The sequence below is a fragment of the Streptomyces sp. NPDC001056 genome (assembly GCF_053598955.1).
Map to the genome: position 1 here is coordinate 355423 of NZ_JBSFLI010000001.1, position 20659 is coordinate 376081.

At 70.1% G+C, this 20659-nt stretch carries 13 protein-coding genes; 3 read left to right on the plus strand and 10 right to left on the minus strand.

Annotated features, from left to right (window positions below; genetic code table 11):
- Window positions 1–20: 20 nt before the first annotated feature.
- The 6 genes from trxB to ACWDD7_RS01675 form a co-directional block, all read right to left on the minus strand.
- A complete protein-coding gene (gene trxB, locus ACWDD7_RS01650) occupies window positions 21–992 on the minus strand; it encodes a thioredoxin-disulfide reductase (protein ID WP_351870401.1) in 972 nt (323 codons plus the stop codon).
- A 148-nt stretch (window positions 993–1140) separates the two neighbouring features.
- Window positions 1141–2109, minus strand: coding sequence for an anti-sigma factor family protein (locus ACWDD7_RS01655; RefSeq protein WP_450455648.1), 969 nt, complete (start codon window positions 2107–2109; stop codon window positions 1141–1143).
- The gene (gene sigM, locus ACWDD7_RS01660) at window positions 2106–2819 is read right to left on the minus strand and encodes an RNA polymerase sigma factor SigM (RefSeq protein ID WP_450455649.1); all 714 of its coding nucleotides are present in this window, start codon (window positions 2817–2819) and stop codon (window positions 2106–2108) included. The genes ACWDD7_RS01655 and sigM overlap by 4 nt, the downstream gene beginning before the upstream one ends.
- Window positions 2820–2953: 134 nt before the next feature.
- The gene (locus tag ACWDD7_RS01665) at window positions 2954–4648 is read right to left on the minus strand and encodes a protein kinase family protein (RefSeq protein ID WP_450455651.1); all 1695 of its coding nucleotides are present in this window, start codon (window positions 4646–4648) and stop codon (window positions 2954–2956) included.
- Between the two features lie 118 nt (window positions 4649–4766).
- Window positions 4767–7160 (minus strand): murein biosynthesis integral membrane protein MurJ, encoded by a 2394-nt coding sequence (gene murJ / locus ACWDD7_RS01670; RefSeq protein WP_450455653.1) that lies wholly within the window; start codon window positions 7158–7160, stop codon window positions 4767–4769.
- Window positions 7161–7206: 46 nt separating this feature from the next.
- On the minus strand, window positions 7207–9579 hold the full coding sequence (locus tag ACWDD7_RS01675) for a DUF6049 family protein (RefSeq protein WP_450455655.1): 2373 nt from the start codon (window positions 9577–9579) through the stop codon (window positions 7207–7209).
- Between the two features lie 276 nt (window positions 9580–9855).
- Here ACWDD7_RS01675 and ACWDD7_RS01680 point away from each other — a divergent pair, with 276 nt between their 5' ends.
- Complete coding sequence (locus tag ACWDD7_RS01680; RefSeq protein WP_450455656.1) at window positions 9856–11322, plus strand: CCA tRNA nucleotidyltransferase; 1467 nt, start codon at window positions 9856–9858, stop codon at window positions 11320–11322.
- 66 nt (window positions 11323–11388) lie between these two features.
- Here ACWDD7_RS01680 and ACWDD7_RS01685 read toward each other — a convergent pair whose 3' ends face one another.
- The 3 genes from ACWDD7_RS01685 to ACWDD7_RS01695 form a co-directional block, all read right to left on the minus strand.
- Window positions 11389–12693 carry an MFS transporter gene (locus ACWDD7_RS01685; protein ID WP_450455657.1) on the minus strand — a complete coding sequence of 435 codons (1305 nt, stop codon included), beginning with the start codon at window positions 12691–12693 and terminating at the stop codon, window positions 11389–11391.
- Between the two features lie 217 nt (window positions 12694–12910).
- Window positions 12911–13993 (minus strand): inositol-3-phosphate synthase, encoded by a 1083-nt coding sequence (locus ACWDD7_RS01690; protein WP_450455659.1) that lies wholly within the window; start codon window positions 13991–13993, stop codon window positions 12911–12913.
- 43 nt (window positions 13994–14036) lie between these two features.
- Window positions 14037–14720: a PadR family transcriptional regulator gene (locus ACWDD7_RS01695; RefSeq protein ID WP_285556579.1), complete on the minus strand. Its 684-nt coding sequence runs from the start codon at window positions 14718–14720 to the stop codon at window positions 14037–14039.
- A 395-nt stretch (window positions 14721–15115) separates the two neighbouring features.
- On the opposite strand from ACWDD7_RS01695, the gene ACWDD7_RS01700 reads away from it, so the two are divergent.
- Together ACWDD7_RS01700 and ACWDD7_RS01705 are read left to right on the plus strand one after the other, a co-directional pair.
- A complete protein-coding gene (locus tag ACWDD7_RS01700; RefSeq protein WP_450455661.1) occupies window positions 15116–17806 on the plus strand; it encodes a transglycosylase domain-containing protein in 2691 nt (896 codons plus the stop codon).
- 129 nt (window positions 17807–17935) lie between these two features.
- Window positions 17936–19480, plus strand: coding sequence for a glycosyltransferase family 87 protein (locus tag ACWDD7_RS01705; RefSeq protein WP_450455663.1), 1545 nt, complete (start codon window positions 17936–17938; stop codon window positions 19478–19480).
- A 103-nt stretch (window positions 19481–19583) separates the two neighbouring features.
- On the opposite strand, the gene ACWDD7_RS01710 is transcribed toward ACWDD7_RS01705, so the two are convergent.
- Window positions 19584–20615, minus strand: coding sequence for an alanine racemase (locus ACWDD7_RS01710; protein WP_351867211.1), 1032 nt, complete (start codon window positions 20613–20615; stop codon window positions 19584–19586).
- Window positions 20616–20659 lie beyond the last annotated feature (44 nt).

A 20659-nucleotide genomic window follows, 5' to 3' on the forward strand; every position in this document is an offset into this window, starting at 1 on the left:
AGGGGAAGCCGAGAGGAGCGTCAGACCGCGGCGGTCTTCTCGGGCTCGGCCTGGTCCTCGTCGGCGAGGGCGGCGAGGAAGCGCTCGGCGTCCAGGGCGGCGGAACAGCCGGTGCCGGCTGCGGTGATCGCCTGCCGGTAGGTGTGGTCGACCACGTCACCGGCGGCGAAGACACCGGTCACATTGGTGCGGGTGGACGGGGAGTCGACCTTCAGGTAGCCCTCCTCGTCGAGGTCCAGTTGGCCCTTGAACAGCTCGGTGCGCGGGTCGTGGCCGATCGCGATGAACAGACCCGTCACGGGGAGGTCGGACAGCTCGCCGGTCTTGAGGTTGCGCAGCTTCAGGCCGGAGAGCTTCTGCTCGCCCTGGATCTCGGCGACCTCGCTGTCCCACACGAACTTGATCTTCGGGTCGCCGAAGGCGCGCTCCTGCATCGCCTTGGAGGCGCGCAGGGTGTCCCGGCGGTGGACGATCGTCACGGACCTGGCGAAGCGCGACAGGAAGGTGGCTTCCTCCATCGCGGTGTCGCCGCCGCCGATCACGGCGATGTCCTGGTCCTTGAAGAAGAACCCGTCACAGGTGGCGCACCAGGAGACACCGCGGCCGGACAGCGCGTCCTCGTTCGGGAGGCCGAGCTTGCGGTGCTGGGAGCCGGTGGTGACGATGACCGCCTTCGCCTTGTGGACGGTGCCCGCGGTGTCGGTGACGGTCTTGATCTCCCCGGTGAGGTCGACCGAGACGATGTCGTCCGGGATCAGCTCTGCGCCGAAGCGTTCGGCCTGTGCCCGCATGTTGTCCATGAGGTCGGGGCCCATGATGCCGTCACGGAAGCCCGGGAAGTTCTCCACCTCGGTGGTGTTCATCAGCGCGCCACCGGCGGTGACGGCACCCTCGAACACCAGGGGCTTCAGCGAAGCGCGGGCGGTGTACAGCGCCGACGTGTAGCCTGCGGGCCCGGAGCCGATGATGATCACATTACGGACATCGCTCACGGCTTGATTCCTCGTCTCTGGTCTGCGTCAGTCGACCGGTGGAAGCCCCTTTTCGGGACTCTCACCCCACCCAACGGATCCTACGGGGCGCGCATTCCCGCTGTGTTCGGGCACACGCGTGCGGGGGACGACCGACCGGAATCCCGTCTCAGGGACGGGCGACGGGCTGCTTCAGCAGCACCTTGCCGGTGGAGGCGGACCGCTGTCCGGCACAGGCGGCGTCGACCACATAGGCCGTGACGCGTGCGCTGTCCTGGAAGTCGGGAAGGACGACGAGATAGGCGCTCTTCCCCGCGTAGATGCCGGTCTTCGCGGCCAGGACCTGCTCGCCCCGGGGGATCGCCAGCCGGACGCAGTCCGGGACCGCCACCTGGGGCTGGAGAAGAGTGTTCGCGCTTTCGCCTGTCTGCGGGGTGTTCCGCTCGGAGTCCCCGCCGGACCGCGGCTGCTCGTGGTTCCCGTTCCCCCGCTGAGGGCTCTTCTTCGCGCTCAGCAGGTCCCGTACCTGGTTCTGGACGCTGGCGCCGGAGAAAGCACCGGCGGACGCGCTCGGCTTGCCATGGGCCGTCGTGGACGACGTACCGCCGCCGAGCGACTGGAGCACCAGCGCGCCGGCTCCCAGGACGGCAGCGGTCAGCACGCCGCTCAGCGCGACGGCCCTGCGGCGGCGACCACGTCCGCTCTTCTTCCGCCCCGGTCCGGTCGCGGCCTGCGGGCGGCCTGCGGGACGGTCGGCCGGAGCGGCTGTTGCGTGCTTGTGCTCGGGCTCGTGCTCGGCGGGAGTCGATGTTTCACGTGAAACATCGGTCGCGGAATCTTCACCGGAGCCGGAGCCGGAGCCGGAGCCGGAGCCGGAGCCGGAGGCATTGAGCAGTGCCTCCGCGGCCAGGGCGGCGTCGATGCGCTGCGCCACGTCGACCGGCATGGGCTCCGGGGCCTGTGCGGACCCCAGCAGCCCCTGGATCTCCTCCAGCGAGGCGTAGACGTCCGCGCACAGCTCGCAGGCGCCCAGGTGGTGCCGCACGGCGGTGCCGCGTTCAGGAGGGAGAAGGCCCTCGGCGAGGTCGGAGATCTCGGTGACGTCCGGGTGCCCGGCCGTGTCCGTCGTCGATGTCACGCTCGCCCACCTCCGCCCTTCACTACGGCTGAATCGGTCGGTCCGGCGTCCCGGAGGCTCGCTTCGGAAGCCTCCGTCGCGGATGGGACGGATGTCCCTTGCACCCGGTTCCGGTCAGGACTGTTTTCTTCTCCGCCACGGCCTTCTTCCGAGCCGCCGCGGTCGGGGCGCAGATGCGTGAGCAGCGGCAGCAGCCGGGCTCTGCCCCGGGCGCACCGGCTCTTCACCGTGCCCGTCGGCACATCGAGGATCCGGGCCGCCTCGGCGACCGGGTAGCCCTGCATGTCCACGAGGACCAGCGCGGCCCGCTGCTCCGGCGCCAGGGTGCCCAGCGCCTCGATGAGCTCGCGGTGCAGATCATTGCGCTCGGCCGGCGCGGACGCGGACTCGTGCGGCTCCAGCAACTGCTCCAGCCGCTCGGTGTCGTCCACCGGAGCGGTCTTGCGCGAGGCCGCCTTGCGGATGCGGTCGAGACAGGCGTTCACCGTGATCCGGTGCAGCCAGGTCGTCACCGCCGACTGGCCCCGGAAGGTGTGGGCGGCACGGTAGGCCGACACCAGGGCGTCCTGCACCGCGTCGGCGGCCTCCTCGCGGTCCCCCAGCGTGCGCAGTGCGACCGCCCAGAGCCGGTCCCGGTGCCGCCGCACGATCTCTCCGAAGGCGTCGGGGTCGCCCTGCACATGGCGGGCGAGCAACTCCTGGTCGCTCACGGATCCGCCTGTCGGCTCGCGCAACGGGTTCCCCTCCCTCCCACCTGGCCCTTGAGGGTAGTACGTACGAGCCGAGCCGTCAGGAAGCGATCACGAGACTTCCTCGATCGCGGACACCCTTCCCGAGGGAGGACTCAGCTCGTCACCTTGACGTCCGCCACCCGGCCCCGCCAGTGGCCTTCACCGTCCGCGGGCAGCTTGGTCAGCCACACCAGGAGATATCTCGTGTTGAGGGTCTTGCCGGGCTTGAGCACCACTGTCGTGCCCGAGCCGTCGGCCACCTTGGTGTAGGCGTCGAAGGATGTCGGTTCCGACCCCGCGTCCGCGCTCGCGGAACGGAGCTCGACCGAGGTCTGCCCGAGGAAGGTGACGGTCACCTTTCCGACCTGCTGGACCTTGCCCAGGTCGAGGATGACCCCGACGCCGGGCTTCAGGTTGCCGAACTCCGGGCTCAGGTAGAAGTCCGTCTGCCAGTACGTGGACGGACTGCTGTCGAAGACCTTCCCGACGTCGTTGGGCTTCTCGGAGTGGTCCTCGCTGAACGGGTCGAAGTCACGGGCGCCCTGGACGGGGATGAGGCGGCCGGGAGTCGTCGCGTCGGACTTGCCGCCGCCGTCCGTGGTCCGGCTCTTGTTCGTGTCGTTCGACTTGCCGCCCTGGTCCATCAGGGCGTCCGCCAACTGCCAGCTGCCCAGGCCGAGAGCGGCGATGAGGAGGGCGGAGACCGCCCACTTCAGCGCCTTGCCGGTGCGGCTCTGCAGCGGGGGCGGCGGGGGCGCGATCGGCTGGGCGACACCGGGGTGCGCCGCCGGGCGGCCGTAGGTGCCCTGCTGGTAGGTGGTGCGCTGGTACTCGGGCGGCGCGGTGAACGTCGGCTCCGGCGGGCGGATGCGGGGCATCTCGCCGATCGCCTTCACCAGCTCCTCCGGCGTGGTGCAGGCCGCCTCGTGCCGGGACGCGGTGGCCCCGTCGTTGGCGAGCGCCCGCATGGCAAGCTCGGACAGGCCGCGGTGGATCCCGGCCCGCACCTGGTCGGGTGCGATGAGGCCGATGTCCTTGGGGAGGCCCGACAGGCCGTAGGCGTCGTTCTCGTAGGGCCAGCGCTGGGTCAGCGCCGCGTACAGCAGGGCACCGATCGCCTCGGTGTCGGTGCGCTGCGGGGTGTCGGAGCTGATGCCGCGCAGCGCGGCGTTCACCGCGAGGCCGCGGATGCGCCACTGACCGGTCGAGGTGCGCAGCACGGCGTTGGGGTTCAGCCGCAGATGGGCGAGGCCCTCACGGTGCGCGGCGGCCATCGCGGAGGCCACCTGACTGACCATCTGGTACGCGTCGTGCGGCTCCAGCGGGCCGGCCGTGAGCAGCGTGGTCAGCTCGGTGGCGTCGGGCAGCCATTCGTGGACGACGTAGACGAGGTCGTTCTCCTCGACGGCGTCGAGGACCTGGACGAAGCGCGGGTCGCCGAGCAGCGCGGAGGACCGGGCGGCGGCGAGCACCGAACGGGCCCGTGCGTGGTCCGCCGGCAGGATGTGGACGCCGACGGCGCGTCGGAGTTTCTCGTCGACGGCACGCCAGCTGCTGAATCCGTCCAGACGGGTGACGCATTCCTCCAGCCGGTAGCGTCTGGCGAGCTTGTGACCGCTGTGCAGTTCGGGCGGCGAGGCGGGCTTGCGGGAACCCTCCACATCGGTCCCCTGCGCCTCGTCACCGTCCGTGTCCCGCTTCGGGTTCTTGGCCACCCCGTCGGCCGTGGACTGGTCCGCCTTCGCGGTCAGCGGCTGCTCGCCGCTGTTGTCTGCCACGTCGACGGCAGCCGTGCTCCGTTCCGCCACCGTCGTCCCTGCCTCCCCATCCGTTGCACGCTGTCCGACGCCGAAACCAATTGTGCCCACAGTCCGCCGCTATGCACGACACACGGCAGCGGACGATGGTTGTGCCCCTACCCCCGTCTCAGCGACCCAGACGCCCGCGCACCATGCCCACGAGCGAGTTCAGTTCGTCGATCCGCATCCGGCGGGCGGCGACGAAGAAGACACCGAACAGGACCGCCCCGCCGAGGATCAGCGCCGCGAAGGAGCCGACGACGCCCTGGCCGAGGGTGTGCCCGATGCCGTAGCAGACAGCGCCGCTGAGCAGCGCCGCCGGCACCGAGGCGATGCACAGCCGCGCGTACGTCCGCATCACGCGGGCGCCGTCCAGGTCGCCGCCCAGCCGCTTGCGCAGCCGCCGCCAGGCGACGATCACGCCGATCGCGTAGGCGGCACCGTAGGCGGCCGCCATGCCGGTGACCGCCCAGCGGGCCGGCAGCAGGAAGAAGCAGAGGGCCGAGGCGCCCGCGTTGACCGCGGCGACGATGACCGTGTTGTAGAAGGGGGTGCGGGTGTCCTCGAAGGCGTAGAAGGCGCGCAGGACGACGTACTGCACCGAGAACGGGATCAGGCCGAGGCCGAAGGCCATCAGCATGTAGCCCATGTTGGTGGCCTCGCTGATGCCCGAGCTGCCGAAGATCAGGGTGCACATCGGGATGCCCAGCGCCAGGAAGCCGAAGGCGACGGGGACGATGGCGACCGCGGTGGTCCTGAGCCCCTGTGAGATGTCGTCGCGTACGGCGCCGCCGTCGCCCTCGGCCGCCGAGCGGGAGATGCGGGGCAGCAGGGCGGCCATCAGGGAGACCGTGATGATGGCCTGCGGCAGGCCCCAGATCAGCTGGGCGTTGGCGTAGGCGGCGAAGCCGGTGCCCGCGATGCCGGATTCCTTGGTGGCCGCGGTGGACAGCTGGGTGACGATCATCGCGCCGGCCTGGTTGGCGAGCACGAACAGGACCGTCCACTTGGCGAGCATCGCGGCCTTGCCCAGGCCGTGGCCGCGCCAGTCGAAGCGCGGCCGGATCCGGAACCCGGTCTCGCGCAGGTAGGGGATCATCGCCAGCGCCTGCACGACCAGGCCGAGCAGCACGCCGACGCCGAGCAGACGCTGGCCCTGCGGCGGGATGTTCGTGACCGTCATGTGGGAGTGGGCCGCGGTGCCGTAGACCCAGATGAACATGCCCAGCGTCACGATGATGACGATGTTGTTGAGGACCGGGGTCCACATCATCGCGCCGAACTTGCCGCGCGCGTTGAGGACCTGACCCATCACCACATGGATGCCCATGAAGAAGATCGAGGGCAGGAAGTAACGGGTGAAGGTGACCGCGACGTCGTTGGCCGCCGGGTTGCTGGCGACCGGGTTGGACAGCATGCGCACCAGCAGGGGTGCCGCGAGCATCGCGAGACCGGTCAGCGCGGCGAGCGCCACCATGACGAGGGTCAGCAGCCGGTTGGCGAAGGCCTCGCCGCCGTCGTCGTCCTCCTTCATCGCGCGGACCAGCTGCGGCACGAAGACCGAGTTGAGGCCGCCGCCGACGGTGAGGATGTAGATCATGGTCGGCAGCTGGTAGGCGACCTGGAAGGAGTCGCCGAGGAAGCCGAGGCCGAGCGCGGAGACGATCAGCGCGGAGCGGACGAAGCCGGTGAGCCGGGAGACCAGGGTGCCCGCCGCCATGACGGCGCTGGACTTCATCAGCCCGCCGACCTTGCCGCCCCGCTTCGCGGGCGCGGCGGTCGCCACGGAGGCCGCGGGAGCCATGGCCGGCTCGGCCGGGGCGGACCCGGCGGGGACGCCGGAAACCGGGGCACCGGCCGGTGCCGGCACCGGGGGCTGCATCGGGTTTCCGGCGGAGGCGTAGGACGCGGCGGGCGCCGACGGGTATCCCTGCCCGCCGTAAGGGCTCTGCTGCTGCGGATGGCGGCCGTACGCGGGCGGGTACTGGCCACCGGGCCCCGGCCCCATGCCCGGCGCGCCGGCCGGACCCGGGACGCCCGGCGGGTCCATCGGCGTGTGCCCGCCGCCCTGCTGCTGGTCCTTGAAGAGATGCGCGAAGGCGTCCGGCTCGTGGTACTCCTCGCCGGAGTTCGAGACCAGGTCGTCCACGCCCACGAACTGGGTCGTGCGCGGGTCGTCGCCGTAGGGCAGGTAGGGCGCCGCGCCGTCCGGCTCGGGTGCCGGGGTCTGCGCCCACACCCGCGGGTCGGGCGCGTAGGGCGACTGGGAGGGCTGTCCGTACAGCGGCTGCTCGTAGCCGCCCGGGGGCGGCGGGGGGTGCGCGGCGCGGTCGTAGAGCGCCTCGGCGACCGGGTCCTGGGCGGTCAGATCGTGTGCCCGGTAGGGATCCTGGTCGTAGGCGTCCTGGAGGTACATGTCCGCCGCTTGCTGCGGCGGCACCTGGCCGGGCTCGGGCGGCGTCTCGGGGTAGCCCGAGCCGGCCGCGCCCTGGCCGCGGTCACCGTCGTACGGCGCGTTCATGCCTTACCCCACCTCATCGTCCCGGGCCCACCGGCCACGACATCGCTCAACGGTCCACTCTCTCACCCGTCCCGGACGGGTCGGTGCTTTCCGGTGCGGTGTCCGGCGCAGGGTCACTCGGCTGCTCCGGGTCGTCTGCCCCGGGGGCGGAGTCGGACTCCTCCGGGAGACGGTCCCCGGGCTCGTCCGGGTTCCCCGGCCCGTCCGGGTCCTCCCCCGCGCTGCCCGCGCCGCCCTCCCCGGCCTGGCGGGCGGCCGCGCGCTTGCGCTGGGTGTACATCCGGAAGCCGGCGAGGACGAGGAGCAGCACACCGCCGCCGATGACCAGCATCACCGTGGGCGTGACCTCGGTGACCTTCACATCGAAGCTGACCGGGGCGCCGTACTCCTGGCCGTCCTCGGTGTACAGCTGGGCGATCACCGTGGCCCGGCCGTTGGCGTTGGCCGACGTGGTGAACTTCACCGACGCGGCGTGGCCGCCGGCGATGTCGACGGACTGCTCGGAGTAGGCCTTGCCGCCGATCTTCAGTCGGGTCGGCTGGGTCGAGGTGAGGCGCAGCACCAGATGACCGACCGGCTGGACGAGGTTGTTCTGGACGGTCACCGGGATGGTCGCGCTGCGTCCGGACAGCTTGGTCTCGGACTTGTCGATCAGCTTGACCTGTCCGGCCAGATCGTCCAGCCACGCCTCCACACCGCTGCGGAAGCTGTCCCCGGCCTCGCTCCGGCCCCGCCACGACGTGGACATCCCGCGGTTTATGGCCCGTCCGAACGGGGTGACCACGCGGGACTGGTCGGACAGGATCACCTGGAAGTCGTCGAGCTTGTCCTGGGTCCGGGCGATCTGCTGGAAAGCCGACACCGGCAGCTCCTGCCGGCGCAGGTACGAGGGGTAGACCGAGGTCGACGGGATGCGCGTGGTGGCGTTCGGGTCGGGCTTGGCCTTGGCCGCCGACGTCAGGTCCTGCGCCTGGGACCAGGTGCCGCCCTCCAGCGCCCGTACCGCCGCGGCCATCGCCTGCGCCTGGTCCGCCGTGGGCATGCGCTGCGGGGCGACGACGATGCTGCGCTGCCGGTCCGTCTGCGCGTTGATCTCAAGGCTCTGGGCCAGGAACTCCTGCACGGCGAGCGTGGCCGAGCCCGCCTTCGTCAGATCGCCTTCGAAGGCCGTGGACAGCTTGGCGTCGGCGACGACCGCCGTGGTGCCGCCGCCGACCGGACGGGCGGCGGAGGGCGTGTACGACAGGCCGGCCGTCTCCTGGAGGCTGTCGCCGCGGGTGATCACCCGGTCCGCGCCGGCGGAGGTCGCGACCCGCATGATCGACGGGTCCACGGCGCCGTTCACGGGCCAGGCGTAGTCGGTGCTCGGCGTGACGTGGAGCACGGTCTTCACCGTGATGGCGGCGACGTCCGTGGCGTCCTTGAGGTGGCTGAGGGAACCGGCGACGCTGGTGCCGCGGTGCGCGAGAGAGGCCACGTCCGGGTCGGCGAAGGGCAGCGCGACGACCTCCTTGCCCACCACCGCCTTCTGCAGGTTCGCCAGCCACTGCTTGGCGAGCGCCTGGTGCTCCTTGGGTCCGGGCACCGTGGTGTCGCCGTCGCCCTGCAACCGGTAGTTGCCCGATGCCATGGCGTCCACGGAGGCCAGCAGGTCCGGGTCGATCACCCAGGTGACGTCCAGGTCCTTGCCCAGGCTGACCATCTGGTCCAGGCGGCCGCCCGGCGCCAGCTCCTTGGCCAGGTCGTCGTCGAGGAACACCGGCGTCTGCAACTCGCCGGCGCCGGTCCTGGCCGTCATGTGGACGGTGGACAGCAGCGGCCACAGGAAGGTCGTCCTGGTCTTGGTGTCGGCGTCGGAGGGCTGCCACGGCAGGAACGTCCGCTGGATGCCGAGCACCTGCTGCCAGGGCTGGGCGGAGGTCTGCCCGGACAGGGCGACCCCGAACTCGTAGACGCCGTCCGCGCCGAGGTCGAGCTTGTCCACCGGCACGGAGATGCTGAAGTGCTCGGCGATGCCCGGCGCCAGCTTGGTGAACTTCTGCTCGTACTTGTCGCCCACCTCGGAGCCGGTGAGGCCCTGGACGTCGTCGGGGTGCCGGGCCACGTCGTTGATCCCCGAGCGGGTGTTCAGCCTCGGGCCGACCCGCAGGCCCACATGGGCGCCGGTCACGGCCTGCTTGCCGTTGTTGGTCACCGTGCCGGAGACGGTGAGGGTGTCACCGTCCGTGGGGGCGTTGGGGCTCAGCGAGTCCAGGGAGACGGACACCGGGTCCGCGCCCTCCGCCGCGGCGGGCGCGGCGGCGGGCAGCTGGAGCAGCCCGGCCAGCAGGGGCGCCCCGGCGAGCAGCGCTCCGGTGCGCCGCAGCCATCGGCGCGCAGGTGAGGCACTGGTCCCCTGGAAGTCAGCCGCCTCGGCCACGCGCTCGCCCGTCCCTCGTCGTCTCAGTGGTCGTCGGAATGTGCGTCCCCGCATGGTAACGATGTGCGCCGAGCGGAAGTGCCGCGGTCCAGGTCACAAGATCGCTGGACGGGACGACCCGTCCCCTATGTCCAGTATCGAGGGGAGTGCAGTCGTACGCCGCAAGAGCTGTACTTGCGCGGGTATGCCGGAACCCAGCCGCACCCCCGTTCCGGCAGGGGCCCTCGGCCTTATCGGGGAGCCTCGGAGGGCCTGGGCCACGTACCCTCTTCTGTTGTGCCGAACCCCAACGAAGACACTCCCTCCGCCCTGAGCCAGGCCCAGCAGCGTGCGGTCACCGAGCTGCTGCGGGTGGCGCCGGTCGCCGACGATCTCGCCCGCCGATTCCACGAGGCGGGGTTCTCCCTCGCCCTGGTCGGCGGATCGGTGCGCGACGCACTGCTCGGCCGGCTCGGCAATGATCTGGACTTCACCACCGATGCCCGCCCCGAGGACGTACTGAAGATCGTCCGGCCCTGGGCGGACGCCGTCTGGGAGGTGGGGATCGCCTTCGGTACCGTCGGCGCGAACAAGGGCGCCCGGGTCGGAGACGCCGACATGAACTTCCAGATCGAGATCACGACCTACCGGTCGGAGGCGTACGACCGCACCTCGCGCAAGCCCGAGGTGTCCTACGGCGACTCCATCGAGGAGGATCTGGTCCGCCGGGACTTCACGGTCAACGCGATGGCCGTGGCCCTGCCGGAGAAGGAGTTCATCGACCCGCACGGCGGCCTGGAGGACCTCGCGGCCCGCGTGCTGCGGACGCCGGGCACGCCGGAGGAGTCCTTCTCGGACGACCCGCTGCGGATGATGCGGGCCGCCCGGTTCGCCGCCCAGCTGGACTTCGAGGTCGCCCCCGAGGTCGTCGCCGCCATGACGGACATGGCCGAGCGCATCGAGATCGTCTCCGCGGAGCGGGTCCGGGACGAGCTGAACAAGCTGATCCTCTCCGACCACCCGCGCAAGGGGCTGACCCTTCTCGTCGGCACCGGGCTCGCCGACCATGTGCTGCCCGAGCTGCCGGCGCTGCGCCTGGAGAGCGACGAGCACCACCGGCACAAGGACGTCTACGAGCACACGCTGATCGTCCTGGAGCAGGCGATCGCGCTGGAGGAGAACGGCCCCGACCTCACGCTGCGGCTGGCCGCGCTGCTGCACGACATCGGCAAGCCGCGCACGCGCCGCTTCGAGAAGGACGGCCGGGTCTCCTTCCACCACCACGAGGTGGTCGGTGCCAAGATGACCAAGAAGCGCATGACCGCCCTGAAGTACTCCAACGAGCTGGTGAAGGACGTCTCGCGGCTGGTCGAACTCCATCTGCGCTTCCACGGCTACGGCACCGGGGAGTGGACGGACTCGGCGGTCCGCCGCTATGTGCGCGACGCGGGCCCCCTGCTGGAGCGCCTGCACAAGCTGACCCGCTCCGACTGCACGACCCGCAACAAGCGGAAGGCGGCCACGCTGTCCCGGGCCTATGACGGCCTGGAGGACCGCATTGCCCAGTTGCAGGAGCAGGAGGAGCTGGACTCGATCCGCCCGGACCTCGACGGCAACCAGATCATGGAGATCCTGGGCGTCAGCCCCGGCCCGGTGATCGGCAAGGCGTACAAGTTCCTGCTGGAGCTGCGGCTGGAGAACGGCCCGATGGAGCACGACGCCGCGGTGGCCGCGCTCAAGGAGTGGTGGGCCGGACAGGAATGAGGGATCGGTCCGGTCGTGGTTTCACGTGAAACATCCGCCGGGCCGACCGCGTCACGGGTCGATGTTTCACGTGAAACATCGACCCTCTTTCTGTTTCCCGGCCCCTCCCAGGAGCCGGTCGAAGTACGCCAGCCACAGGGCGACGACCGCGTAGATCACGGCGACCAGGGCGACCAGCAGCGGTGATCTGCCGTCCGGCGGGAGCATCAGGGCCGCCACGCCGGCCGCGCCGACGAAGGCCACATTGAAGAGGACGTCGTAGACGGAGAAGATCCGCCCGCGGAAGCCGTCGTCGACGCGGGACTGGACGACGGTGTCGGTCGCGATCTTGGCGCCCTGGGTGATCAGGCCCAGCACGAAGGCGGCGACCAGCAGCGGTGCGGTGGCGAACGGCAGACCGAGCGCGGGCTCCAGCAGGGAGGCCGCCGCCGAGCACACCACGATCCAGCGGATCGGTCCGAGCCGTCCCGTCGCCCAGGGCGTCACCGCGGCCGCCACGAAGAACCCGGCGCCGGACAGGGCCAGCGCCAGCCCGAGCAGCCGCAGCCCCTCCTCGGGGCCGGACGCGAGGGCGTAGCGGCACAGCATGAGGAGCAGGACGAGGAGTGCGCCGTAGCAGAAGCGCATCAGCGTCATCGAGGCCAGTGCCCAGGCCGCCTCCCTGCGCCGGGGTGCGGCCAGATGCCGTATGGCCGCGAGCAGATCACGGGCCGTGTCGGCGAGCGCGGTCATGAGGTGCGGTTGCAGTTGCTGCCGGTCGGGGCCGAGGAGGGCGGGCGCCATGCTCAGGGAGACCAGGCACGCGCACAGATACAGGAGGGCGCCCAGCAGCACCACCGCGGCGTCCGAGCCCGAGGACAGCAGCCGTACCGCGAAGGCGAGTCCGCCCCCGGCGGTCGCGGCGAGGGTGCCTGCCGTCGGGGACAGTGAGTTGGCGATCACCAGGCGCTCGGTGTCGACCACGCGGGGAAGCGCCGCGGACAGCCCGGCGAGGATGAAGCGGTTGACGGCCGTGACACACAGCGCGGAGGCGTAGAAGAGCCAGGCCGGGACATCCCCCGCCATGAGTACGGCCGTGCCGACGGCCAGCAGGGCGCGCAGCAGATTGCCGTACACGAACACCTGGCGTCGCCGCCAGCGGTCCAGCAGGACGCCCGCGAAGGGGCCGACGAGAGAGTAGGGGAGCAGCAGCACCGCCATCGCCGAGGCGATCGCGGCCGCCGAGGTCTGCTTCTCCGGGGAGAAGACGACGTAGGCGGCGAGCGCGACCTGGTAGACACCGTCGGCACCCTGGGACAGCAGACGGACGTACAGCAGGCGCCGGAAGTACCGCAGGCGCAACAGGACGCGCAGGTCACGGACGACGGGCATGGGGCACAGCCTCACATATGCGGAAGGTCCCCGGGGCGGACCCGGGGACCTTCTCAGCCCTGGCAGGAGCGATTTTGTACGAGCGGTTCCCCGTGGCACGCCGCGCTCCGAAGAGCCGGCGCGCCACGCCGTCAGACGGTGCCGAGCTTCAGGGCAGTGTGCCCTGTCGATCTAGCGCGCTGCGCCCTGTCGACCTAGCGCGCCGCGCCCTGTCGATCTAGCGCTCGACGTCGCCGCGGATGAACTTCTCGACGTTCTCGCGGGCCTCGTCGTCGAAGTACTGGACCGGCGGGGACTTCATGAAGTAGGAGGACGCGGAGAGGATCGGGCCGCCGATGCCGCGGTCCTTGGCGATCTTCGCGGCACGCAGGGCGTCGATGATGACACCGGCGGAGTTCGGGGAGTCCCAGACCTCAAGCTTGTATTCCAGGTTCAGCGGGACGTCACCGAAGGCACGGCCCTCAAGGCGGACGTAGGCCCACTTGCGGTCGTCCAGCCAGGCCACGTAGTCGGACGGGCCGATGTGGACGTTCTTCTCGCCGAGGTCCCGGTCGGGGATCTGGGAGGTGACGGCCTGCGTCTTGGAGATCTTCTTGGACTCCAGGCGCTCGCGCTCAAGCATGTTCTTGAAGTCCATGTTGCCGCCGACGTTCAGCTGCATCGTGCGGTCCAGGATGACACCGCGGTCCTCGAACAGCTTCGCCATGACGCGGTGCGTGATGGTGGCGCCGACCTGGGACTTGATGTCGTCACCGACGATCGGCACACCGGCCTCGGTGAACTTGTCCGCCCACTCCTTGGTGCCGGCGATGAAGACCGGAAGGGCGTTGACGAAGGCGACCTTGGCGTCGATGGCGCACTGGGCGTAGAACTTCGCCGCGTCCTCGGAGCCGACCGGCAGGTAGCAGACCAGGACGTCGACCTGCTTGTCCTTCAGGATCTGGACGATGTCGACCGGCTCGGCCTCGGACTCCTCGATGGTCTGGCGGTAGTACTTGCCCAGGCCGTCGAGGGTGTGGCCGCGCTGCACCGTGACACCGCTGTTGGGCACGTCGCAGATCTTGATGGTGTTGTTCTCGGAGGCGCCGATCGCGTCCGCGAGGTCGAGGCCGACCTTCTTGGCGTCCACGTCGAACGCGGCCACGAACTCGATGTCGCGCACGTGGTAGTCACCGAACTGCACGTGCATCAGGCCGGGGACCTTGGACGTCGCGTCGGCGTCCTTGTAGTACTCGACTCCCTGCACCAGCGACGCGGCGCAGTTGCCCACGCCGACGATGGCTACGCGAACCGAACCCATTCCGGTTGCTCCCTGTGTGTACGAGTGAGGCCCTGACTGGGACTCACGTGGCGGTGTCGCCGGGCGTATCCGTCCGGGAGGTGCTCCCGGGACGGGGCAGGCCGCCCGTCGATCCAGTGGTGGTGTCCTGTCGAGCGGGCCCCCCGGACGCGGAACCCCTCAGGTCCCGTCCGGCTCGCTCGCTCTCGATGAGCTCGTTCAGCCAGCGCACTTCGCGCTCCACGGACTCCATCCCGTGGCGCTGGAGCTCAAGTGTGTAGTCGTCCAGGCGCTCCCGCGTCCGAGCCAGGGAGGCGCGCATCTTCTCCAGGCGCTCCTCCAGACGGCTGCGCCGGCCCTCCAGCACGCGCATGCGCACATCGCGCGAGGTCTGCCCGAAGAAGGCGAACCGTGCGGCGAAGTGCTCGTCCTCGTACGCGTCGGGACCGGTCTGCGAGAGCAGATCCTCGAAGTGCTCCTTACCCTCCGCCGTCAACCGGTAGACGATCTTGGCGCGGCGTCCGGCGAGGGGAGCGGCGAGGGCGTCCTCGTGGGTGTTGCCCGGTTCCTCGGTCAACCAGCCGCTCGCGACCAGCGTCTTGAGGCAGGGGTACAGGGTTCCGTAGCTGAACGCACGGAACACACCCAGGGACGTGTTGAGTCGTTTACGAAGTTCGTAACCGTGCATAGGAGACTCGCGCAGCAGGCCGAGCACGGCGAATTCGAGGATGCCGGAGCGCCTGCTCATCGTCGCCTCCTCCCGGCCCCGCGGGTTCCACCGCGGGTCTCCCAGTGCCTCTCAGCGTCTTTATCTCGCGCTGATGTATCGACTCGATACATCACGACGATAGAACGGTGACTCGCGTGCGACAAGAGGGACGGTGGTGAACGGGATCACATAACGGATTCGTAGGAGGCAACTTGCCTGGTTTGCGGTGAACTTCGGGGCTCGGCAGGTTTTGGCGATGCGTAGTCTGTGCGGCATGCAGACCACCGGGAACCATGCGACGCCTGGGGAGCGTCGTCGTCCCCGGTGCAGTACGGGTGAATGCGCGACCGACCACATCCGTACGCCGGGGGGACCGGAAACCAGCCGCCAGTCCAGGCGCGCAAGGGTGCGCCTGCCCGAGGAGTAATCGTTCGATGAGCGAGCACCGTCGCAAACCGCCGCAGCCGCAGGGAGGCGGACGTGCCGCGGCCCGACGCGGCCAGCCCGGTTCGTCCCCCGGCCGCCGCGCGGCACCGCGAGGCGCCAGCGGATCGCCTGCCGACTCTCCGGGAGACGAGGGGCGGTCGCTCGGCGGCCGCGCCGAGGCCCGGCGCGCGGCCCAGAGAAGCGGCGGAGGACGCCGCAGAGCCGATCCCGTCGGCCGCCGCGGCGGCCCGGGCGGCCCGTCCGGGCCCGGACGCGGCCGGGGGCGCACAGCCCCGCCCGGCAAGAAACGGATCATCGACTATCCCCGCGCGGACAAGTACGGGTGGCACCGGTGGGTGCCGTCCTGGAAGCTCGTGTCGGGGATGTTCATCGGCTTCGTGGGCTGCCTGGTGGCTGTCGCCGGCATCGGGTACGCGATGGTGAGCGTCCCCGACGTGGCCAAGACCGCGCAGGCGCAGAACAACGTCTACTACTGGTCCGACGGATCGGTGATGGTCGCGACCGGTGGTGAGACCAACCGCCAGATCATCAACTACGAGGACATCCCCAAGGAGATGCGCTACGCCGTCATCTCCCAGGAGAACAAGACCTTCGAGACCGACAGCGGCGTGGACCCGGCGGGTATCGCGCGAGCGGTGTTCAACATGGCCCGGGGCGGTCAGACGCAGGGTGGTTCGACGATCACCCAGCAGTACGTCAAGAACGCCATGCTCGATGACCAGTCGCAGACCATCTCCCGCAAGTTCAAGGAGATCTTCGTCGCGATCAAGGTGGGCGCCACGGTCCCCAAGCCGAAGATCATGGCCGGTTACCTGAACTCGGCGTACTTCGGCCGCGGCGCCTACGGCATCCAGGCGGCCTCTCGCGCCTACTTCAACATCGACGCCAAGGACCTCAACCCCGGCCAGTGCGCCTTCCTCGCGGCGATGCTGAAGGGTGCCACCTACTTCGACCCGGCCGGCGCGACCTCCCTGGACCCCGCCGCCACGGCCGAGGCGAACAAGAGGCGCGCCCTGGGGCAGATGCAGGACACCCTCGACAAGATGGTCAAGTACGGCCACCTGAGCGCCGAGGAGCGTGCGAAATACACCACGCTCCCCCACTCGCAGAACCCGCGGTCCAACAGCCGGCTCAGCGGCCAGGTCGGTTACCTGGTCGACCTCGCCAAGTCCTACCTGATCAACAACAGCGACAAGACCCATATCACCGCGGACGATCTGCAGAAGGGCGGCTACCGGATCCACACGACCTTCGACAAGAAGAAGGTCGACGCGCTGGAAGCGGCCGTCAAGAAGGTCCAGAAGTCGAACATCGACCCCAAGCGGCGTCCGAAGTACGACACCTACGTCCAGTTCGGCGGTGCCTCGGTCGAGCCGTCGTCGGGTGCCATCAAGGCCATCTACGGCGGTGTGGACGCGACCAAGCACTTCACCGACAACGCCGACTCGACCGGTGCCCAGGTGGGTTCGACGTTCAAGCCCTTCGTGCTGGCCGCCTCGATGAAGTGGGGCGTGCGCGACCCGCACGGCCCGCCCTCGCAGGGCGAGGACGAGCGCACGATCGCCTCTCCCAAGAGCCTGTACAGCGGCAAGAACAAGCTCAAGATCGAGAACTACGACCACACCGTCTGGACGGACAAGGACGGCAAGGAGTGGCTCCAGACCAACGACGGCGATGAGTCCGTCGGCGACGCGCCGGACTACAAGATCGACCTTCGTGAGGCGATGCAGTACTCGGTGAACTCCGCCTATGTGCAGCTCGGCATGGACGTGGGCCTGGACAAGGTCGAGCAGTCCGCGCTGGACGCGGGCCTGCTGAAGAGCAGCCTGGCCAGTTCCGACTACCCGTCCTTCTCGATCGGAACCTCCGACCCGAGCGCCATCCGCATGGCCGGGGCCTACGGCACCTTCGCCAACAGCGGCAGGCAGAACGACCCGTACTCGGTCGACAAGGTCGAGAGCAAGGACGGGGTCGTCTACAAGCACGAGGCGAAGCCGAAGGATGCCTACCCCGCGAACGTGGCGAACAACGTCACCGACGTCCTGCGGACCGTGGTCGACAAGGGCACGGGTACCAACGCCCGGCTGCCCGGCCGCGAGGTGGCCGGCAAGACCGGTACCACCGACGGCAACAAGTCGGCCTGGTTCGTCGGCTACACCCCGCAGCTGTCCACCGCGATCACCATGTTCCGCCTGGACGACAACGCGAACAACAAGCAGCGTTCGTTCCTGGAGATGTACGGAACGGGTGGCCAGAAGCAGATCCACGGCGCCTCGTTCCCGTCGGAGATCTTCCACGACTACATGACCCAGGCGCTGGAGGGTCAGCCGGCGCTGACGTTCCCGGCACCCCAGCCCATCGGCATGGTGCTGAACCCCGAGCCGAGCCCGACGCCGAAGCCGTCGGCCACGCAGAGCCCGTCGGCCACCCCGTCCACGAGCCCGTCGCCGAGCGGCAGCGCCTCCCCGAGCCCGTCGAACAGCCAGACCTGTGGCTTCTTCGGCTGCACCGACGGCGGCAACGGCAACGGCGGCGGCAACGGCAACGGCGCCGGCGGGGCCGGCACCGGAGGCGTGGACGGCGGGACGACACCCTCGCCGACGAGCACCGATCCCACCACTGGCGGCACCCGGGGCAACGGCAACGGAGGAACCCTCTGGGGAGGCGCGACGGGCTAGCCCGGCCGCCCGACCGATTGGCGGTCATATCGCCCGCCATGCGTGTTTCACGTGAAACAGGGGCCGCCGCACCCACCAGGTGCGGCGGCCCTCCGCGTTTTCATGGGTGGGTACGGCAGGATGTGGCCCATGCCCAGTGCAGAGATGACACCCCCGGGCGTGTACGAGCCCGAGCCGGAGCGGTCCGCCCCACCGGAGCCGGTACGTCCGACCAGGGAGGACGAGGTCGCGGAGGCCGGCAGTGAGCTGGTCGGCGGCCCCATCGGGCGGTACGCCCTGCTCGGGACCTCCTGGTGGACGCCCGTACGGGTCGTCGTGCTCGTGGCGATCGGCATGTTCGCCCTCGGGATGGTCCAGAAGGTGCCGTGCTACCGCAGCGCCTGGTTCTTCGGCGCGAGCTCCCAGTACACGAAGGCGTGCTACTCGGACATCCCGCACCTCTACCAGGGCCGTGGCTTCGCCGACCATCTCGTGCCCTACTTCGACCGGCTCCCGGACGCCCTCTCCGGCGGCATGGGCTATCTCGAATACCCGGTGCTGACCGGAGTGTTCATGCAGGTGGCTTCCTGGCTGACCCCGCACGGCATGGGTATCCAGCACCAGGAGCAGTGGTACTGGTTCGTCAACGCCGCGATGCTGATGGTCTGCACGGCCGTACTCGCCGTCTGTGTGGCCCGCACCCACCGCAGGCGCCCCTGGGACGGCCTGCTGGTCGCCCTGGCACCCGCCGCGGCGCTGACCGCCACCATCAACTGGGACCTGCTGGCGGTGGCGCTGACGGCCGCCGCGATGCTGATGTGGGCCCGCGGCCGCCCGATCGCCTTCGGTGTCCTCCTGGGGCTCGCCACGGCCGCCAAGCTCTACCCCGTGCTGCTGCTCGGTCCGCTGTTCGTGTTGTGCTGGCGGGCCGGCAAATGGCGGGCCTTCGGGGAGGCCGTGGTGGGGACGGCGGGCGCCTGGCTGATGGTGAACCTGCCGGTGATGCTGTTCGCCTTCCCGGGCTGGTCGAAGTTCTACACGTTCAGCCATGACCGGGGCGTCGACTTCGGCTCGTTCTGGCTGATCTGGTCCCAGAACTCGAACCACCCGCCGAGCACCGACTTCGTGAACACCGCCGCCACCGTGCTGGTGGTGCTGTGCTCCCTCGGCATCGCCGTGCTCACGTTCACCGCCCCGCGCCGGCCGCGCTTCGCCCAGCTGGCCTTCCTGATCGTGGCGGTCTTCATCCTCACCAACAAGGTCTACTCGCCGCAGTACGTGCTCTGGCTGGTGCCGCTGGCGGCCCTCGCCCGGCCCAGGTGGCGGGACTTCCTGATCTGGCAGGCCTGCGAGGTGGCGTACTTCCTCGGCATCTGGATGTACCTCGCCTACACGACCAGCGGAGACGCCCACAAGGGCCTGCCGACGCACGGCTACCAGTGGGCGATCGTGCTGCACCTGCTGGGCACGCTGTACCTGTGCGCCGTCGTCGTGCGCGACATCCTCATGCCGGAGCGGGACGTGGTGCGCCGGACCGGGGACGACGATCCCTCCGGCGGGGTGCTCGACGGGGCGGAGGACGTCTTCGCGCTCGCCGTCGTGACCCGTCCGCCCCGGCACGCCGCCCACCACGAGGCGCCGCAGGTGGAGTGGGGCAGGCCGGAAGGGGCGCCGCGACAGGGCGGTTCGCTGTGAGCGAACGGCCCCCGCGGGCGCGAACGAGGGCATGAGGAAGGCCGTACACGGAACCGTGTACGGCCTTCCCGCTGTTGTCGGTCAGCGGCCCGTGAGAGGGGCCTCAGCAGTCCACGATGCGGTCGAACTGCGTGGTGGTGTGCCGCAGATGGGCCACCAGCTCGTCGCCGACCTTGGGCTCCGGGGCGTCCGAGGGGACGAACAGGATCGACACCTGCATGTGCGGCGGCTCGGCGAACCAGCGCTGCTTGCCGCCCCAGACGAACGGGGAGAGGTTCCGGTTGACCGTGGCCAGACCGGCGCGGGCGACGCCCTTGGCGCGCGGCATGACGCCGTGCAGGGCCTTCGGGGCCTCCAGGCCCACCCCGTGCGACGTACCGCCCGCCACGACCACCAGGTAGCCGTCGGAGGCCGCCTTCTGCTGCCGGTAGCCGAACCGGTCGCCCTTGGTCACCCGTGTGACGTCCAGGACGGCGCCGCGGTACTCGGTGGCCTCGTGGTCCCCCAGCCACAGCCGCGTACCGATACGGGCGCGGAACCGGGTCTGCGGGAACTGCTGCTGGAGCCGCACGAGTTCGTCGGCCTTGAGGTGGCTGACGAACATCGTGTGCAGCGGCAGCCGGGCCGCGCGCAGCCGGTCCATCCAGCCGATGACCTCCTCGACGGCGTCCGAGCCGTCGGTGCGGTCCAGCGGCAGATGGATGGCGAAGCCCTCCAGACGGACGTTCTCTATGGCCTGGTGCAGCTGCGGCAGATCCTGCTCGCTGATGCCGTGCCGCTTCATCGAGGACATCACCTCGATGACGACGCGGGCGCCCACCAGGCCGTACACGCCGTCGATCGAGGAGACCGAGCGGACGACCCGGTCGGGCAGCGGCACCGGCTCCTCGCCGCGCCGGTAGGGCGTCAGCACCAGAAGGTCGCCGCCGAAGTAGTCCTTGACGCGCGCGGCCTCGTACGTGGTGCCGACGGCGAGCAGGTCCGAGCCGAGCCGGGTGGCCTCCTCCGAGAGCCGTTCGTGCCCGAAGCCGTAGCCGTTGCCCTTGCAGACCGGGACCAGGCCCGGGAACTGCTCCTGCACGTGCTTGTGGTGCGCCCGCCAGCGCGCGGTGTCGACGTAGAGCGTGAGCGCCATGGCCGGACCCGGACCCTTTCTCGTGGCTGAGGTGTATCGGGGGT